At 49.5% G+C, this 15,304-nt stretch carries 16 protein-coding genes and 1 rRNA gene; all 17 read left to right on the plus strand.

The window, feature by feature from the left end:
- Positions 1–99, plus strand: a 5S ribosomal RNA gene (gene rrf / locus FFM82_RS12560); the annotation flags it as partial.
- A 419-nt stretch (positions 100–518) separates the two neighbouring features.
- Positions 519–2,465 carry a BglG family transcription antiterminator gene (locus tag FFM82_RS12565; protein ID WP_137646142.1) on the plus strand — a complete coding sequence of 649 codons (1,947 nt, stop codon included), beginning with the start codon at positions 519–521 and terminating at the stop codon, positions 2,463–2,465.
- On the plus strand, positions 2,371–2,712 hold the full coding sequence (locus tag FFM82_RS12570; RefSeq protein WP_137646143.1) for a transcriptional regulator: 342 nt from the start codon (positions 2,371–2,373) through the stop codon (positions 2,710–2,712). Before FFM82_RS12565 ends, FFM82_RS12570 begins: the two co-directional genes overlap by 95 nt.
- 21 nt (positions 2,713–2,733) lie before the next feature.
- Complete coding sequence (locus FFM82_RS12575) at positions 2,734–3,090, plus strand: glycine-rich SFCGS family protein (protein WP_137646144.1); 357 nt, start codon at positions 2,734–2,736, stop codon at positions 3,088–3,090.
- A gap of 29 nt (positions 3,091–3,119) precedes the next feature.
- Complete coding sequence (locus FFM82_RS12580) at positions 3,120–3,476, plus strand: DUF4312 family protein (RefSeq protein ID WP_137646145.1); 357 nt, start codon at positions 3,120–3,122, stop codon at positions 3,474–3,476.
- 1 nt (position 3,477) lies between these two features.
- Positions 3,478–4,254, plus strand: coding sequence for a DUF4311 domain-containing protein (locus tag FFM82_RS12585; RefSeq protein WP_137646146.1), 777 nt, complete (start codon positions 3,478–3,480; stop codon positions 4,252–4,254).
- Positions 4,255–4,270: 16 nt separating this feature from the next.
- A complete protein-coding gene (locus FFM82_RS12590) occupies positions 4,271–4,933 on the plus strand; it encodes a DUF4310 family protein (RefSeq protein WP_137646147.1) in 663 nt (220 codons plus the stop codon).
- A gap of 15 nt (positions 4,934–4,948) precedes the next feature.
- Complete coding sequence (locus FFM82_RS12595) at positions 4,949–6,064, plus strand: amidohydrolase/deacetylase family metallohydrolase (protein WP_137646148.1); 1,116 nt, start codon at positions 4,949–4,951, stop codon at positions 6,062–6,064.
- 1 nt (position 6,065) lies between these two features.
- Positions 6,066–7,163, plus strand: coding sequence for a DgaE family pyridoxal phosphate-dependent ammonia lyase (locus FFM82_RS12600; protein WP_137646149.1), 1,098 nt, complete (start codon positions 6,066–6,068; stop codon positions 7,161–7,163).
- A gap of 16 nt (positions 7,164–7,179) precedes the next feature.
- Positions 7,180–7,920 (plus strand): 2-dehydro-3-deoxy-phosphogluconate aldolase, encoded by a 741-nt coding sequence (gene dagF / locus FFM82_RS12605; RefSeq protein ID WP_137646150.1) that lies wholly within the window; start codon positions 7,180–7,182, stop codon positions 7,918–7,920.
- Between the two features lie 51 nt (positions 7,921–7,971).
- Positions 7,972–8,649: a bifunctional 2-keto-4-hydroxyglutarate aldolase/2-keto-3-deoxy-6-phosphogluconate aldolase gene (locus FFM82_RS12610; protein WP_137646151.1), complete on the plus strand. Its 678-nt coding sequence runs from the start codon at positions 7,972–7,974 to the stop codon at positions 8,647–8,649.
- Positions 8,650–8,808: 159 nt separating this feature from the next.
- A complete protein-coding gene (gene rbsR, locus FFM82_RS12615; RefSeq protein WP_137646152.1) occupies positions 8,809–9,816 on the plus strand; it encodes a ribose utilization transcriptional repressor RbsR in 1,008 nt (335 codons plus the stop codon).
- Positions 9,817–9,925: 109 nt separating this feature from the next.
- Positions 9,926–10,837, plus strand: a complete 912-nt coding sequence (gene rbsK, locus FFM82_RS12620; RefSeq protein WP_137646153.1) for a ribokinase — start codon at positions 9,926–9,928, stop codon at positions 10,835–10,837.
- A gap of 2 nt (positions 10,838–10,839) precedes the next feature.
- On the plus strand, positions 10,840–11,235 hold the full coding sequence (gene rbsD, locus FFM82_RS12625; protein ID WP_137646154.1) for a D-ribose pyranase: 396 nt from the start codon (positions 10,840–10,842) through the stop codon (positions 11,233–11,235).
- Positions 11,236–11,262: 27 nt separating this feature from the next.
- Positions 11,263–12,753 (plus strand): sugar ABC transporter ATP-binding protein, encoded by a 1,491-nt coding sequence (locus FFM82_RS12630; RefSeq protein WP_137646155.1) that lies wholly within the window; start codon positions 11,263–11,265, stop codon positions 12,751–12,753.
- Positions 12,746–13,723 carry an ABC transporter permease gene (locus FFM82_RS12635; protein ID WP_137646156.1) on the plus strand — a complete coding sequence of 326 codons (978 nt, stop codon included), beginning with the start codon at positions 12,746–12,748 and terminating at the stop codon, positions 13,721–13,723. Before FFM82_RS12630 ends, FFM82_RS12635 begins: the two co-directional genes overlap by 8 nt.
- Before the next feature lie 23 nt (positions 13,724–13,746).
- The gene (locus FFM82_RS12640; protein ID WP_137646157.1) at positions 13,747–14,694 is read left to right on the plus strand and encodes a substrate-binding domain-containing protein; all 948 of its coding nucleotides are present in this window, start codon (positions 13,747–13,749) and stop codon (positions 14,692–14,694) included.
- Positions 14,695–15,304: the final 610 nt, after the last annotated feature.

The following is a 15,304-nucleotide window of genomic DNA, read 5'->3' on the forward strand; positions in this document are numbered from 1 at the left end:
AAGGATACACCTGTTCCCATGTCGAACACAGAAGTTAAGCTTCTTAGCGCCGAGAGTAGTTGGGGGATCGCTCCCTGCGAGGGTAGGACGTTGCCATGCAATTCGGAATCAACTTCGGTTGGTTCTTTTTTTATACGCAAAATTCAGAAAAGTTCGGTGGAACGCCAAGCTTTTCTTGAAAATAGCGTTGCCTACGGATCAGTAGGAACCCACGCAAGGTCGGACAACCTGTCCGGCCTTTTTTACGTTTAAAAATGAAAACTATAATTATTAGTTTTCATAAATATTACCTTGATTTAACTTATTACAATTATTTTCATAATATTTAGAAAATTATTTATGTGAGTGAATATTTGATAACGTAACTTACCATGCTTTATACTAGTATTATAAATATCGGTATATACCAATATTATGCACCATTTATCGTGCACTAAATTGGTATTGTTATTCAACTAAAATCCCTTATCATAGGCATTGTAAGGGGTTGCAATATCTACGTTACGGGAGGGACAATCGTGCAATTATCTAACCGTCAAATTCAACTTGTGACAACGTTACTCACGCAGGAAGCGGCGATTACGACCAAGCAACTCGCTACTGAACTAACCGTCAGTATTCGTACCGTGAAAAACGACTTGAAAGTCATTCAGGAATGGCTGGCAACTTTCGGTGATTTTTACCGTTCGAAGCCCCGAATTGGGATATGGTTAGCGGTTAGCCCGGGTGATCGGCAACGCTTGAAAGCCCAGATTTTCACCACTGGTGATCAGCAACACGTTTGCACACCGACTGAGCGGGTCGAGCAGATTATCTTATTGCTGGCCGTTAGTGACGGCTTCATTACGACTCAGCAAATTGAAAACAAGGTTGGTATTAGTAAGAACACGGTGATTGCGGATCTGGATAAGGTCGAAACGCAGCTCCAACGGTTCCAACTGCAACTGGAACGTAAGAACTATTACGGTTACCGAATCCGCGGGTCGGAACTTAACGTCCGTTCGGCACTGGAAGCCCTGTTTAACCGCATGTTTAGTGTGATTCAAGCGCCGGCGCTCACGGTTGCTAATCCAATTGCGGACGTTCGCAACGTCCGGTTTACGGCGGTTCCGGAAGTTAAAACGGTCCTCAACAAGGTGCTGGACGAACTCGAGTTATGCCAATACCAGACGTACGGGGACTTTAACTTTGACGACGTGATGACGATGGTGACCCGCATGACGGTTTGCGCGGTTCGTCTGAGTATGAATCACCCGATCAATAGTTACCAGCCGTTGAGTGCCAGCCCGGCCGACCAGGCGACGCTCCCGTACCAGTTATTCTTACGAGTGGTTCAGCATTACGAGTTTACGCTGCTGAAAGATGAATACGATTACTTATTGCGTGGCGTTAACCCGCGGCTGGATGATCAAAACATTGCCCACCTGACGCACCTGATTATTGAGGCCGTTAGCCGGGAAACCGGCCAACCGTTTTTCAATGATAGTCAACTCCAGGTCAATTTGTTTTCACACTTGCTGACCAAGTTGAGTAACAAGTATAAGTTCACCAATGAGTTCAACCCCTTTGTGAGCGACTTAAAGCGCCGCAACCAGTCGTTATTTACGGCGGTCGAAAAAGCGCTTAAAACGGCCGTGTCGGCGAACCCGGCGGTTATTAACGAGTCGTTCGTTGCCTTTGTCACCCTGCACTTCTTAGTATCGTTAGAAAGTAAGCACGTTACCCGCAACGCGCGCATCATTTACGTTTGCTCGACCGGGTTGGGTGTAACTAGTCTGATCAAAAAGGAAATTGAGCGCAACATCACCAACGTTGAAATTGCGGGCTTTGCGTCGATTACCAACGTTGGCGAAAAGGTTAAGCAGTTACGACCGGACCTAATCGTCAGTATTTTTCCAATTACCGACAGCACGATTCCGGTGATTCAGGTTAATCCCTTACCGAGCCCGGCTGATATTAAGCAGATTAAGGCGGCGGTGGCCGACCGGCTGGACGTCTCCCCCGAACAATTGACCCAAGTCCCGCTGCAACACCACCACGACGACAACGTCGAGGAGATTACCCACACGTTATTGTTGAACGGCAGTGTGATTTATTACGATTTAAAAACGTATTTGGGTGAACGAATCAGTGCCACTTACCGGGAAGCTTTCATGATTCACGTCATGATGGCGGTCCACCGCATTTATTTTCACCACAGTTATGACGCCCAGCGGGTCAGCCTGGCTGAGGCCAACGAAGCGGCGGCTGACGTGCGGGCCATTAAACAAATTTTTCACCGGAACCAGTTGACGATCAACGCGGCTGAAATTAGTGCCATTCTTCAGTACACGCGCATGAATGAAATGACAGATAAGGATGATGATCATGATGAAAGAACCTTGGATGACCGGCGACGTGCAGACGATGCTAGCCAAAGCGAAACACCCGCAGGAGACCGAAGCGGCACTGATCTACACGTTTAAGTTGATGACGGCCGCTGACATTCACCCGACGGAATTACAAACCGTTATTTTAACCAACCATTTAAGTGAAATGGTTGACCGCTCAATTAGTGGTGATCGCCTGGCGGACGTGGATCCCGCCATGTTTGACGGGGTGTCACCGCAAGCCTTAGCAATTGCTGGCAAGCTGGTCGATCACTTGGGTAACTTGGCGGAATCGGAAAAGTACGTTGCTTCGATTCATTTTGAAACTGCTAAAAATAATTAAAACCAATAGGAGGATATTACTATGATTAAAGTTGTTATTGCGGACCGGATGGGTAAGGGACAGAAAGTGGCGGCCGGGGTTGAAGCTGCTGGCGGCGAAGCCATCGTAGTACCAGGGATGGGCGCCGACATGCGACTCGGCGACGTGATGCACCAGGAAAATGCCGATATGGGGATTTCATTTTGTGGTAGTGGTGGTGCCGGTGCTTTGACTGCCAGCACGAAGTACGGTTACCCGGAACGTCACGGCATGCGCTCGATTCAAGAGGGGATTACCGCCATTGAAGAGGGGAAGACGGTGCTCGGGTTCGGCTTCATGGATAAAGAAGAACTGGGGCAAAAATTAACGGAAACCTTCGCAAAGAAATATAACAAGTAGGCTCGTCACAGCGAAAGGGGCGCCATGCCATGGACAGTATTAATCAAGTTAACCATCAGACGGTGCGCGTCACCGGTAAGGGCGAGACCAAGCAGAAGGCTTTCGCCAGTGCGTTAAGTCAAATTCAGAAGCAGGTCGTACAAAACGAAGATTACGTGACCCTCCAGATTACACCGGTCAAAGTAACCCCAGTACGGTTAGAAGAATCGGCTTATAAGGAACGGTTCCTATTCCTTTTCTTCCCGCGGATTCGGCGCCACTTTAACGTCACGATCGACGTTGAGGTGGCCGTTAACACCATCGATCTCGCAACGGTGCCGTTCACGGAAGTGGCCAGTACCGCTGGTGAATTTGAATCGTTTAGCCTACTGAAAGGGGGCAAGTAACGTGCACATTGCAGTTATTTTAATTGAATCGATCATTATCGGTGGTCTGGTCGGCTTTGCGGCCGGGGTCGGGGCGGCCCGCATGTTCAACGCGCCGACCGTCCAAGCACTCGGGGCCTTCCGAACTTTAGGTGAAATGAACGCGGCTCAGGGCGACCCGGCGTCGCACTTCTCATTCGGACTCGGGTTCTTCTTCAACGCCTGGGCGTCAACGGTTGGTGCCGGGGCGTTCACGCAGGACGTTACGCACCGGGTGATTCCGAACTGGGCGGCGGCCGGCTTGTTGATGAAGAACAAAAACCTGGCTGAAACGATGCATAACCCTAAGAAAATGGGGATTGCCAGTGCCGCTATCGGGATCGTCGTGGTGTCGTTTCTGAACGTGACGTCCTCGTCAATTCCGGAATCGCTCCAAGTTACGGCGGTCAAGGTGTTAGTGCCGGCTGCAACGATCCTGATTAACACCGTGATGCCGATCATCTTCTGGTTAGCCGCGATCGACGCGGGGCGGCGTTCCGGGTTATTCGGGACGGTATTCGGTGGTTTGGCCGCCCTGATCATGGGTAACGCGGTTCCCGGGGTGGTTCTGGGGATTTTAATTGGTAAAGGGGTCGAAGAAATTGGTTGGACCCGGATTACGAAGATTATGTTGGCAGCGGTGATCCTGCTATTCGTGTTAAGCGGGTTCTTCCGTGGTTTCGATATTCAAATGTTGAAGGAATTCGGTGTTAACGCGCCGCAATGGTTGAAAGGACTACACACCGCGATCGGTGGTTAATTGAGGGGGTACGCTCATGGAACATGATTTGAAAGATTTAGAAAATGCAAAGAGCTTTTGGTACGCCGACTGGGCCTTCCCAATTATTGTCGGTCTGATGTCCGCCGGGGTGTTTGCCGGGACGTCCATGTATTATAACTACGGCGTCGGGGCCTTTAACGAAGTGGCCATTGTGGCGATGTTAAAAGCCGGGATGACCGGCGGTTCTTACGGGGCCGCGGCCGCGTTCGGGGCCAGTTTCCTGTTTGCCCGGATCCTCGAAGGCTCGTTAGTCGGCATCTTAGATTTAGGTGGGTCGATTCTAACCGGGGTCGGGATTGGGATTCCCGCGATTTTACTCAGTATGGATATCACGGCACCGGTAAAGAACTTTCCGTTAGCTTTACTGACCGGCTTAATCATCGGGGTGATCATCGGGGGCATCATTTATACGGTCCGGCACTTTACGATTGGTCAATCGAAGGCCACGTTCGGCGCCGACGTCATGATGGGTGCCGGTAACGATACCGGCCGCTTCCTGGGTCCGTTGATTATTTTGAGCGCGGTCACCGCCTCAATTCCAATTGGTTTGGGCGCTACGGCCGGGGCCGCCGCGTTCTATGCTTGGAAAAAGCCAATTGCCGGGGGTGCCATCATTGGTGCGATGGTGTTAGGATTCTTCTTCCCGGTCAAACTATAAAGGAGTCGTTTAAAAATGGTAGATTTATACGTTAAAAACGGCCGCGCCGTAACGGGCGAACCGCTAGAACTGACGATTACGGCGGGCAAAATTACCGCGGTCGCCAACCAACTGCACTGTGTGGAGGCTAAACGCGAACTGGACCTAGCTGGTCAGTACGTCTCAGCCGGCTGGATCGATGACCATACGCACTGTTACGAAAAGTTGTCGTTATACTACGACGACCCCGATGAAGACGGGGTTAAGACCGGGGTGACGACGGTAATTGACGCTGGTTCGACCGGCGCCGATAATATCGGTGATTTTTACGACATTACCCGCGATAAGAAGACCAACGTTTACGCGTTAATTAACATCTCGAAAACCGGGATATTAGCGCAGGACGAGCTTGGCGACATGCGGCGGGTGCAGTGGGCACCGTTTAAAGCGGCGATTGACCAGTATCCCGACTTTATCATCGGAATCAAGGCTCGCGAAAGCCACTCGGTCGTGGTCGATAACGACGTCAAACCGTTGATTGAAGCGAAGGCTTATCAGGCAAAACTAGCTAAGCGGTTACCGATTATGGTGCACATTGGGGCCAACCCGCCCGAATTGCAAGCTATTTTAGCGTTGATGACTAACGGCGACGTGTTAACCCACGCTTACAACGGTAAGCCCAACGGTATCCTGACACCGGATGGTCAGGTGGAAGATTTTGTTCACGATGCTTACGACCGCGGCGTGATCTTTGACGTGGGTCACGGGACCGATAGCTTTAACTTTGAAACGGCGGAAAAGGCCTTTGCCGCCGGCTTGAAACCCAAGTCGATCAGTACCGATATTTATCACCGTAACCGCGAAAACGGGCCGGTCTACGACATGGCCACGACCGTGGATAAGCTGCGGTTGTTAGGGTATGACTTGCCAACGGTGATCGAAATGATCACGGCGGCGCCGGCGGACACGTTTGGATTAACGCATAAGGGCCGCTTGGAAGTGGGCAAAGATGGTGATTTAACCGTCTTTGGCGTGACGGCTGCCACTAAGACGTTAACCGATTCGAACGGCAACCAGCGCACCATCAACTTGGTTATTCAACCGGCCTACGCGATTGTTGGCGGCGAAGTTTACGAAGTGGAGGAAAACTAGCATGGACGTTTACGGTAAGTACGATTTAAAGCAGGTCATCAATGCCAGTGGGAAGATGACGATCCTCGGCGTGTCCCAACTAGACCAACCGGTGATTGACGCGCAAAAGTTTGGTGACGAACACTTCTTTGAAATGGCCGATTTGGTGAAAAAGACCGGCCAGCACTTAGCTAAGTTACTCGGTGCGGAAGATGCCATTATCGTCAACTCCGCCTCGTCAGGAATCGCGGAAGCGGTTGCGGCGTTGATTGGTCGCGGCAGCTTACACCACGTTTACCACCCGTACGACCCGCGCTATGCAAAGCGCGAAATTATTTTACCTAAAGGTCAAAATGTCGATTACGGCACACCCGAAGAAGTGATGGTCAACGTGGGTGGCGGTCAGGTCGTCGAAGCCGGTTACGCCAATATGTGTAAACCGGAGCACCTCGAGATGATGATTACGGACGCCACGGTCGGGATTCTTTACGTCAAGAGTCACCACGCGGTTCAAAAGAGTATGTTGTCCGTTGAAGCGGCGTTAAAAGTCGCTCACGAACACCAGTTACCGTTGATTTTAGACGCTGCCGCCGAAGAAGATATGCAGAAGTATATCAAGATGGGTGTCGACATCATTATCTTCTCCGGGGCGAAAGCCTTAGCGGGGCCGGCCTCCGGGTTAGTTTTCGGTAAGCAGCCGTACATTGACTGGATTCGGATGCAGTCCGCCGGTTTGGGTCGTGCCATGAAGATCGGTAAGGAAAACATTATGGGGCTGACCAAGGCCATCGAGGATTACTTAGAAAAGGGTCCCGAAAACGGTGAGAGCATGAAGCGACGCCTCGTGCCGTTTATCGACGGCCTCAACGCGGTACCGTACGTTGACGCTAAGCAGATTCAGGACGGCGCTGGTCGCGATATTTACCGTGCCTGTGTGTCGATTCAACCGGATTCACCGAAGGACGCTAAGGCTGTGACCGCTGAACTGAAAGCCGGTAACCCGGCAATTTACACCCGTGAGTACCGTGCAAACGAAGGGATTATCGAGTTCGATATTCGGGCGGTTAACGCGGAAGAAATGACCGCCATTGTCAATCGGCTACATGAAATTTTAGGCTAGAAAGGGAGTTCATACCATGCAAAAAACACCAAACTATTACAAAGACCGGGTCGCCTTAAACGTGTTAGCGGGATCCGTCCAAAATGCCGTTGATTGTTACGAAGCGGCTAGCCAGCACATTATTTTAGGCGTACTGACGAAGAACTACGCCAACGATCAGTTAGCGATTGAAGACATGCTGAAGTACCAATCTCAAATCGACAACGCGGTGTCGGTTGGTCTAGGCGCCGGTGACCCGAACCAAAGTCAAATGGTTAGCCGGGTCTCCAAGGTTATCCAACCGCAACACGTGAACCAAGTCTTCACCGGCGTGGGAACGAGTCGGGCGTTGCTCGGCCAAAGTGATACGGTGGTCAACGGCTTGGTTTCACCGACCGGTAAAGTTGGCCTAGTCAACGTTGCGACCGGCCCACTGAGCGCTCAAACACCAGCCGCTGAAGTGCCGATTGAAACGGCCATCGCGTTGTTAAAAGACATGGGTGGGACCTCGATTAAGTTCTTCCCGATGAAGGGCCTAGCCCACGAAGACGAATACCGGGCCGTTGCGAAGGCCTGTGCCGACAACGACTTTAGTTTGGAACCAACCGGTGGGATCGACCTCGACAACTTCGAAACCATCTTGCAAATTGCACTCGATGCGGGGGTTAAGCACGTTATTCCGCACATTTACTCCTCAATTATTGACAAGGCGACCGGCATGACCCGGCCGGAAGACGTTCACCAGTTGTTTGAAAGTGTGAAGAAGCTGGTGCACTAGGATTAAGATAGTGCTAGTCGATAAACGTCGTAAAAGATAGAAGATGAAAAAATGACGCTACAAAAGTTCAGCTATTTGAAGCGAATTATTGAGGGTAAGTTAGTGGCCGTTGTTCGCGGTACGACAAAGATTGAAGCAAAAAAAACGGCAGAAGCGTGTATTGCCGGTGGTATCAAAACGGTAGAGTTGACCTTTACGGCGCCACACGCAGATCAAATTATTAGTGAATTAGTCATAAAGTATCAAAATACGCCCGCCGTCATTGTTGGTGCTGGAACAGTGTTGGATGCAACAACGGCCCGGATTGCAATTTTAGCGGGAGCCCAGTTTATTGTGGGACCGTCGTTCAACGTAGAAGTTGCGAAGTTGTGTAATTTATACGCAGTCCCCTATATGCCGGGGTGTATGACGCTGACTGATGTCCAGACGGCGTTGACCTATGGCGCGGATGTGGTTAAGTTGTTTCCAGGATCGGTTGTCGGTCAGGGAATGGTTACGGCCATTCACGGACCATTTCCACAAGCTAATCTCATGATTACTGGGGGCGTCGACCTTGAAAATATGCAAGATTGGTTTGCAATGGGCGCCAGTGTTTTGGGCATCGGTGGTCATTTAACGGCCCCGAGTAGTCACGGTGACTTTGAACGAGTTACTGAGAATGCAAAAAGCTACAGTACCATAATTCAAAGAATTAAGCGTCAACGAGAAAGCAAAGCAATTGGGGTTTAGCACGTAAGCAAATAACGATATTTACAAATCAAGCAAAACGCTATGGCAATTCTTTTCGCCATAGCGTTTTGTTTTTGAAAAAAGTTTTAGTTGAATTCCAGCGGGTTATGCGCTAGCTTTAATGTAATCAGCACACTATTAGAATTGGGGTGACTACGTATGGCACGTAAAGTAACGATTCGCGACGTTGCGCAGGCGGCTGGCGTCTCCGTGACGACCGTCTCGCAGATTTTAAATAATAAGGGTGAACGCTTTAGCCCACTGACCCGTCAAAAGGTGCGCGACGCCCGCAAGCGGCTCAATTATGTGCCGGATTTCAACGCCCAGTACTTGATTCGCCGGAGCTCGCGGACGATTGGCGTCCTGATTCCGGACCTCGGTAATCCATTTTTTAGTCAGTTCATTACCGGAATTCAAAATAAGGCGATGGAATTAGGGTACGTCCCGTTGATTTTTGGTTTCGATAATAATAGTCAGCGCGCGTCACAATATTTAGAAGAACTAATTAAGCGTGCGGCCGACGGGATGATCATTGCGTCGGATATTTTGGATACGACCGATATTGACCAAACGCTACGCGCTAATCACATCCCGTATATTTTGTTGGACCGGAGCGCCACCTCGGTGAGTGAAGGCGACCACCTGATGGTCAACGATCGCGATGGTGGACGCCAAGTTGCTGAATTCTTATTGGAACAGGGGCACCGGGATTTAGCCGTTGTGATGCCCCAACAAGCGTCACTGAATATTCATAAGCGTTGGGAAGGCTTTGAAACGGCGTTGCAATCAGTTGCGGGTACCCATATTCACCAAATCTTTACGAGCTTGGATAAGGAGGGCGGACGCGCTGCCGCTGCAAAGGTTGTTAAGTTACCCAACGTCAGTGCCGTTTTTGCCATCAACGATGAAGTGGCGATGGGGCTCTACCGTGGCTTAAAGGACTGCGGTCGCCAAATTCCGGACGACTATTCAATCGTCGGTTTTGATGATATTGAAATCGATCAATATTTACGGCCGACACTCACAACGGTTCACCAACCGACGTTAACGTTGGGCGAACAGGCGACTGAGATGGTGATTGCGCGCATTAAAAGCCCGTCAAAACCGTTACAAACCATTAAATTACCGGTGGAACTGGTTGTTAGGGAGAGTACGCGTAAAATTTAAAAATAAAAAATAGTATTGTAAGCGCTTACTTTTTGGTGTATGCTTTATAATATAGAATTGGTAAAATGTTTTACTTATCAAAAGCAGAAACGACATTGGAGATGATTGCGTGGCTAATAAAATTGCAGTTTTAGGAAGTTTGAACGTGGACACGACTTTAAGTGTTCAGCGGATGCCGGCACCGGGTGAAACGTTGGCGGTGGCCGGTGTGAAACACGCTGCTGGTGGTAAGGGTGGTAACCAGGCAATTGCCGCGGCCCGCTCGCAAGCCAACACGCTGTTTATCGGCCAGGTTGGTCGCGATGAGGCTGGCCAAATGATGCTGAAGACGATGAAGGATAATAACGTTGACGTGAGTCACATCAACGAAGACGCGACGGTGCCGACCGGTTCGGCGACGATTTTACTGGACGCTAACGGCCAAAATGAAATTCTGGTTTTTGGCGGTGCCAATCAAAGTATAACCGCAGAAAGCTTGAACTTAAAGGGTATCGCGGACCTCGACTTTCTGATTACCCAGTTTGAAACACCACAAGCCGCGGCTTTGGCGGCATTTACTGAGGCTAAGGCCGCTGGTGTCCGGACGATTTTGAACCCGGCGCCGGCGCATGAGATTTTGCCGGAACTCTTGCCGCAAACCGATTTGATCGTGCCGAATGAAACCGAAAGTGCGCTGTTGACCGGCATCGAAGTGACCGACCTTGACTCGATGAAGGCTAACGCGGCGGCCTTTAAGCGGATGGGGATTCCGAATACCATTATCACGGTCGGTAGTCGTGGTGCCTTCTTTGCCACGGCGGCCAAAACGGGCTTTATGCCGGCCTATAAGGTCAATGCCAAGGACACAACGGCGGCTGGGGATACCTTTATCGGGGCACTCGCGTCCCAATTAAAGCGCGACTTTAGCAATATCGAAGCCGCGACCCAGTACGCGCAACGCGCCTCATCGATTACGGTGCAGCGGTACGGCGCGTTACCATCAATTCCAACCAGAGATGAAATTTTAAATGCGGAGGGTTAGTCATGAAGAAAACGGGAATTATCAATTCACAAATCGCGGCGGTCGTCGCGGATATGGGGCACACCGATTGGTTATCAATCGGTGACGCCGGTATGCCGGTGCCCCGGGATACACCGAAGATTGATTTAGCGGTTCAGTCGGGACTACCGACTTTTATCGACGTTTTAAAGAACGTTCTGACTGAGATGGAAGTGCAGCATATTTACTTGGCTAGTGAAATCAAAACGCAAAATCCGAGTCAGCTGACGGCCATTAAAGAAGTGTTGCCGGACGTTGAAATCACGTTCGTGCCGCACGCGGACTTAAAGAAGGATTTAAGCCAGACCCACGCCTTTATTCGAACCGGCGAAACCACGCCGTTTTCTAACATTATCTTGGAAAGTGGCGTGACGTTCTGACCCGGGTCATAGTAAGGAGGTTAGACTGTGAAGATTGAAATGAAGGGGATCTCCAAGTCGTTTGGTAAAAACGAGGTCCTAAAAGACGTTAACTTTACCGTGCATAGTGGTGAAGTTCACGCGTTGATGGGTGAAAACGGGGCTGGGAAGTCCACGTTGATGAATATTTTGACCGGCTTGCTTGATGCCAACGGCGGGGAGATCCTGGTCGACGGGCAACCCGTTAAGTATGACGATGCGTTGCAGGCCGAACATAGCGGGATCAGCTTTATTCACCAAGAAATGAACAACTTTGGTGAAATGACCGTGCTGGAGAACATGTTCCTGAATCACGAAATCAAGGGCAAGTTCGGCATGTTAAACATGAAGGAAATGCGGGCCGAGGCTAAAAAAGTGTTACAACGGTTGAACGTTGACATTCCGTTGAACGTGCCGATTGGAACGCTGAGTGTCGGAACCCAGCAAATGATTGAAATTGCGAAGTCGCTGATGAACGACACCAAGATTTTGATCCTGGACGAACCGAGTGCCGCTTTGTCTGAAAAAGAAATCGACAGCTTGTTTGACATTATCCGTGGGTTGAAAGCTCAGGGGGTCGGGATGATTTACATCTCCCACCGGATGCAGGAAATTTTTGAAATTACCGACCGGATTACCGTCATGCGAGACGGCTTAACGGTTGCGAGCTACCCAACGGCTGAAGTGGACGTGCACCAAATTATTAAGGATATGGTTGGTCGGGATCTGAGCGACTTCTACCCGGACCGGGAACCGAAATACGGTGAGACCCGGCTGGAGGTCGACCACTTTACGAGTCAGGGCGTCTTCAACGACGTCTCCTTTAGCGTCAAAGCGGGTGAAATTCTGGCCTTTTCCGGGCTGATGGGTGCCGGGCGGACCGAAATTATGCGGGCGCTCTTCGGCATTGACCACCACGATTCTGGAACCATCAAGGTCAACGGTCAAGAAGTTAACTTGAAGACCCCGAGTGATAGTATCAAGCACGGGGTTGGTTTCCTGACCGAAAACCGGAAGGACGAAGGCTTGATTTTGGACGCCTCGATTGCGGCGAACATTGACTTGCCAAGTATCGACGGCTTTGTGAAGCACGGTCTGGTTGACCAAAAGGCCGACAACGACTTCGTTGAGATGTTGATTAAGCGGCTGACCGTTAAGGCGACTAGTCGTAACGACTTGGCGGGGGACCTGTCTGGTGGGAACCAACAAAAAGTCGTTTTAGCCAAATGGGTCGGTAGTGGCTCGCAAATTTTAATTTTAGATGAACCGACGCGCGGGGTCGACGTTGGGGCCAAACGCGAAATTTACGACTTGATGAACGAGTTGACGGATCGCGGGGTCGCGATTATTATGATTTCGAGTGACTTACAAGAAGTGCTCGGGTTCTCGGACCGCATCGCCGTGGTTTATGAAGGTCGTTTGATGGGTGAAATCGCCACGCAGGACGCAAACCAAGAAAAAGTCATGACGTTGGCAACGGGAGGTAAGCTCGATGAATAATTCAACAGAAACACAAACGAAGAGCGGTTTTGACTTCGGTAAAATCGTCTCCAAGCTGGGGCCGTTACTGGCGTTAATTGTTTTAGTTATAATTGTAAGCGCTTTAAATACGTCGTTCCTCGGCATTAACAACATTATGAACCTGCTGCAACAAGTCTCAATCAACGCCTTGATCGCGTTTGGGATGCAGTTCGTTATCCTAACCGGTGGGATTGATTTATCGGTTGGGTCAATCCTAGCCCTCAGTGGTGCGATTACCGCCCAGTTAATTGTAAGCGGTTTCTCGCCGATCGTTGCTTTCTTGATTGGGGCCGCTTGTGGGGCCGTCTTCGGGGCCTTGAACGGATTGCTGATTGCCTACGGTGGCGCGGCACCGTTTATCGTAACTTTAGCCACGATGTCAGTCTACCGGGGACTAACTTACGTCTTAACTAACGGGAACCCAATTACGGGTCCGGCGATGAACGACAGTTTTTCGTTCCAATTCTTGGGCCAAGGGTACCTGTTCGGGATTCCGTTCCAAGTCTACCTGATGGTTTTGGGCTTCGCCGTTTTCTATGTGCTGATGCACAAGACCGCCTTTGGTCGTAAGACCTTTGCGATTGGTGGGAACGAGAAGGCCGCCTTCGTTGCTGGGGTCAAAACTAAGCGGATTTTAATCTGGATCTACGTCATTGCCGGCTTCCTGGCGGCGATTGCTGGGTTAGTCTTGACGTCACAACTAGGTTCGGCGCAACCCGATGCCGGGACTAGTTACGAAATGGACGCCATTGCCGCCGTTGTTTTAGGGGGGACTTCCCTTGCCGGTGGTAAAGGTAAGATGTCAGGGACCTTAATTGGTGCCCTCATTATCGGGGTTTTAAATAACGGGATGAACTTGCTGGGGATTTCCAGTTTCTTCCAACAAATTGTAAAAGGGATCGTGATTCTTGTCGCTGTTCTGTTGGACCGTAAGCAAGCTAAGAACTAAAAAATACCAGGGGGTAGTAGCTCATGAAGTTTTCAAAGAAGGTTGTTTCGTTACTAGCGCTTTTGTCCGTTAGTGCACTCGTGTTGACGGGTTGCGGCGGTGCATCGTTGGGAAATAGTAGTAGCAATTCTTCCAAAGTCACGAAAAAAGCGAAGAAGGACGTTAAGGTCGGGGTATCGTTATCGACGTTAAGTAACCCGTTCTTCGTTAACTTGAAGAAGGGGATCGATACCGAAGCCAAGAAGGCCGGTACCAAGGTTGAAACATTCGATGCCCAAAACGATAGTGCCAAGCAAAACAACCAGATTTCGGACTTGATTACTAAAAAAGTGGACGTCATCATTGTTAACCCAGTGGACTCGGATGCCATCGTCACCTCGGTCAAAAAGGCTAATAACGCCGGCATTCCGGTGATTGCCTGTGACCGTGGCTCGAACGGCGGGAAGGTCTTAACGACCGTTGCTTCTGATAACGTGTTAGCGGGTAAAATGGCTGGCGAATACTTACAAAAATTAGTTGGTAAGAACGCTAAGGTTGCCGAACTTGAAGGGACTCCGGGGGCCGACGCTGCGGTTCAACGTGGTAAGGGCTTCAACAAGATCGCCAAGGATAACTTGGACTTAGTCACGAAGCAAAGTGCCAACTTTGACCGGGCGAAGGGCTTAAGTGTTATGCAAAATATCTTGCAAGCCCACAACGACATTAAAGGGGTCTTTGCCCAAAACGATGAAATGGCCTTAGGTGCGGCTAAAGCCATTAAGAACCAAGACATCAAGATCGTTTCCGTTGACGGGACGCCGAACGGCTTATCCGCCGTTAAGAAGGGTACCATTGACGGGATCATTGCCCAAGAACCAAAGGCTGAAGGGCGCTTAGCCTTACAAGCCGCTTACGACCACTACGCTGACAAGAAAGTGAAGAAGACCATTAATTCGCCAATTCACTTGGTTAAGGCTAGCGATTACAAATAGGTCGTCACAATTTGTTGGAAAGAGAGTTCTTCCTTGAGGAATCGGAAATAATGGACGTAGTTGACCGGGATAACCGGTGAGCTGCGTTTTTTTGCGGTCAATTTTACAGATACTATAAGTGAATGTGTAGGTCGAGAGGAAGCTTTAAAGGTTCTAATACACTGGAGAATGTTTATGATTTAAGCGGTATATAATGTTATTTACTGTGGAAATGTGAATTTTTGATCAATGCATAAATTTATTTTTCTTAGGTTTTTCTATCTGGATTTGTCTAGTATATGGAGAATGAGTTGACGGGATAATCCGCTATCTATAGACGATTTATAGACTTTGGTACAACGAACTTTTTAAAAAAAATATGTTTTGTACCAAAAAGTGAAAGCGCTATCAATAAGGCGATGATATACTACCGTTGTGGGAGGGAAGAACGGTGGATTATAGATTAGAGTACTTATTTTCAGCGAAAAATAATCGTGAAATCAACATTGGTATGGCTGCTAATGATATGGGTTGGGCCTAGAATAAAAAGTGTACAAGTTAAATAGAGACTCTGATTTAGTATAATTAAGGAAGTAAATTGGAGGATCAAATAATGACGAAGCACAGTTAT

The sequence above is a fragment of the Lactiplantibacillus plajomi genome (assembly GCF_005405405.1).
Classification (GTDB): domain Bacteria; phylum Bacillota; class Bacilli; order Lactobacillales; family Lactobacillaceae; genus Lactiplantibacillus; species Lactiplantibacillus plajomi.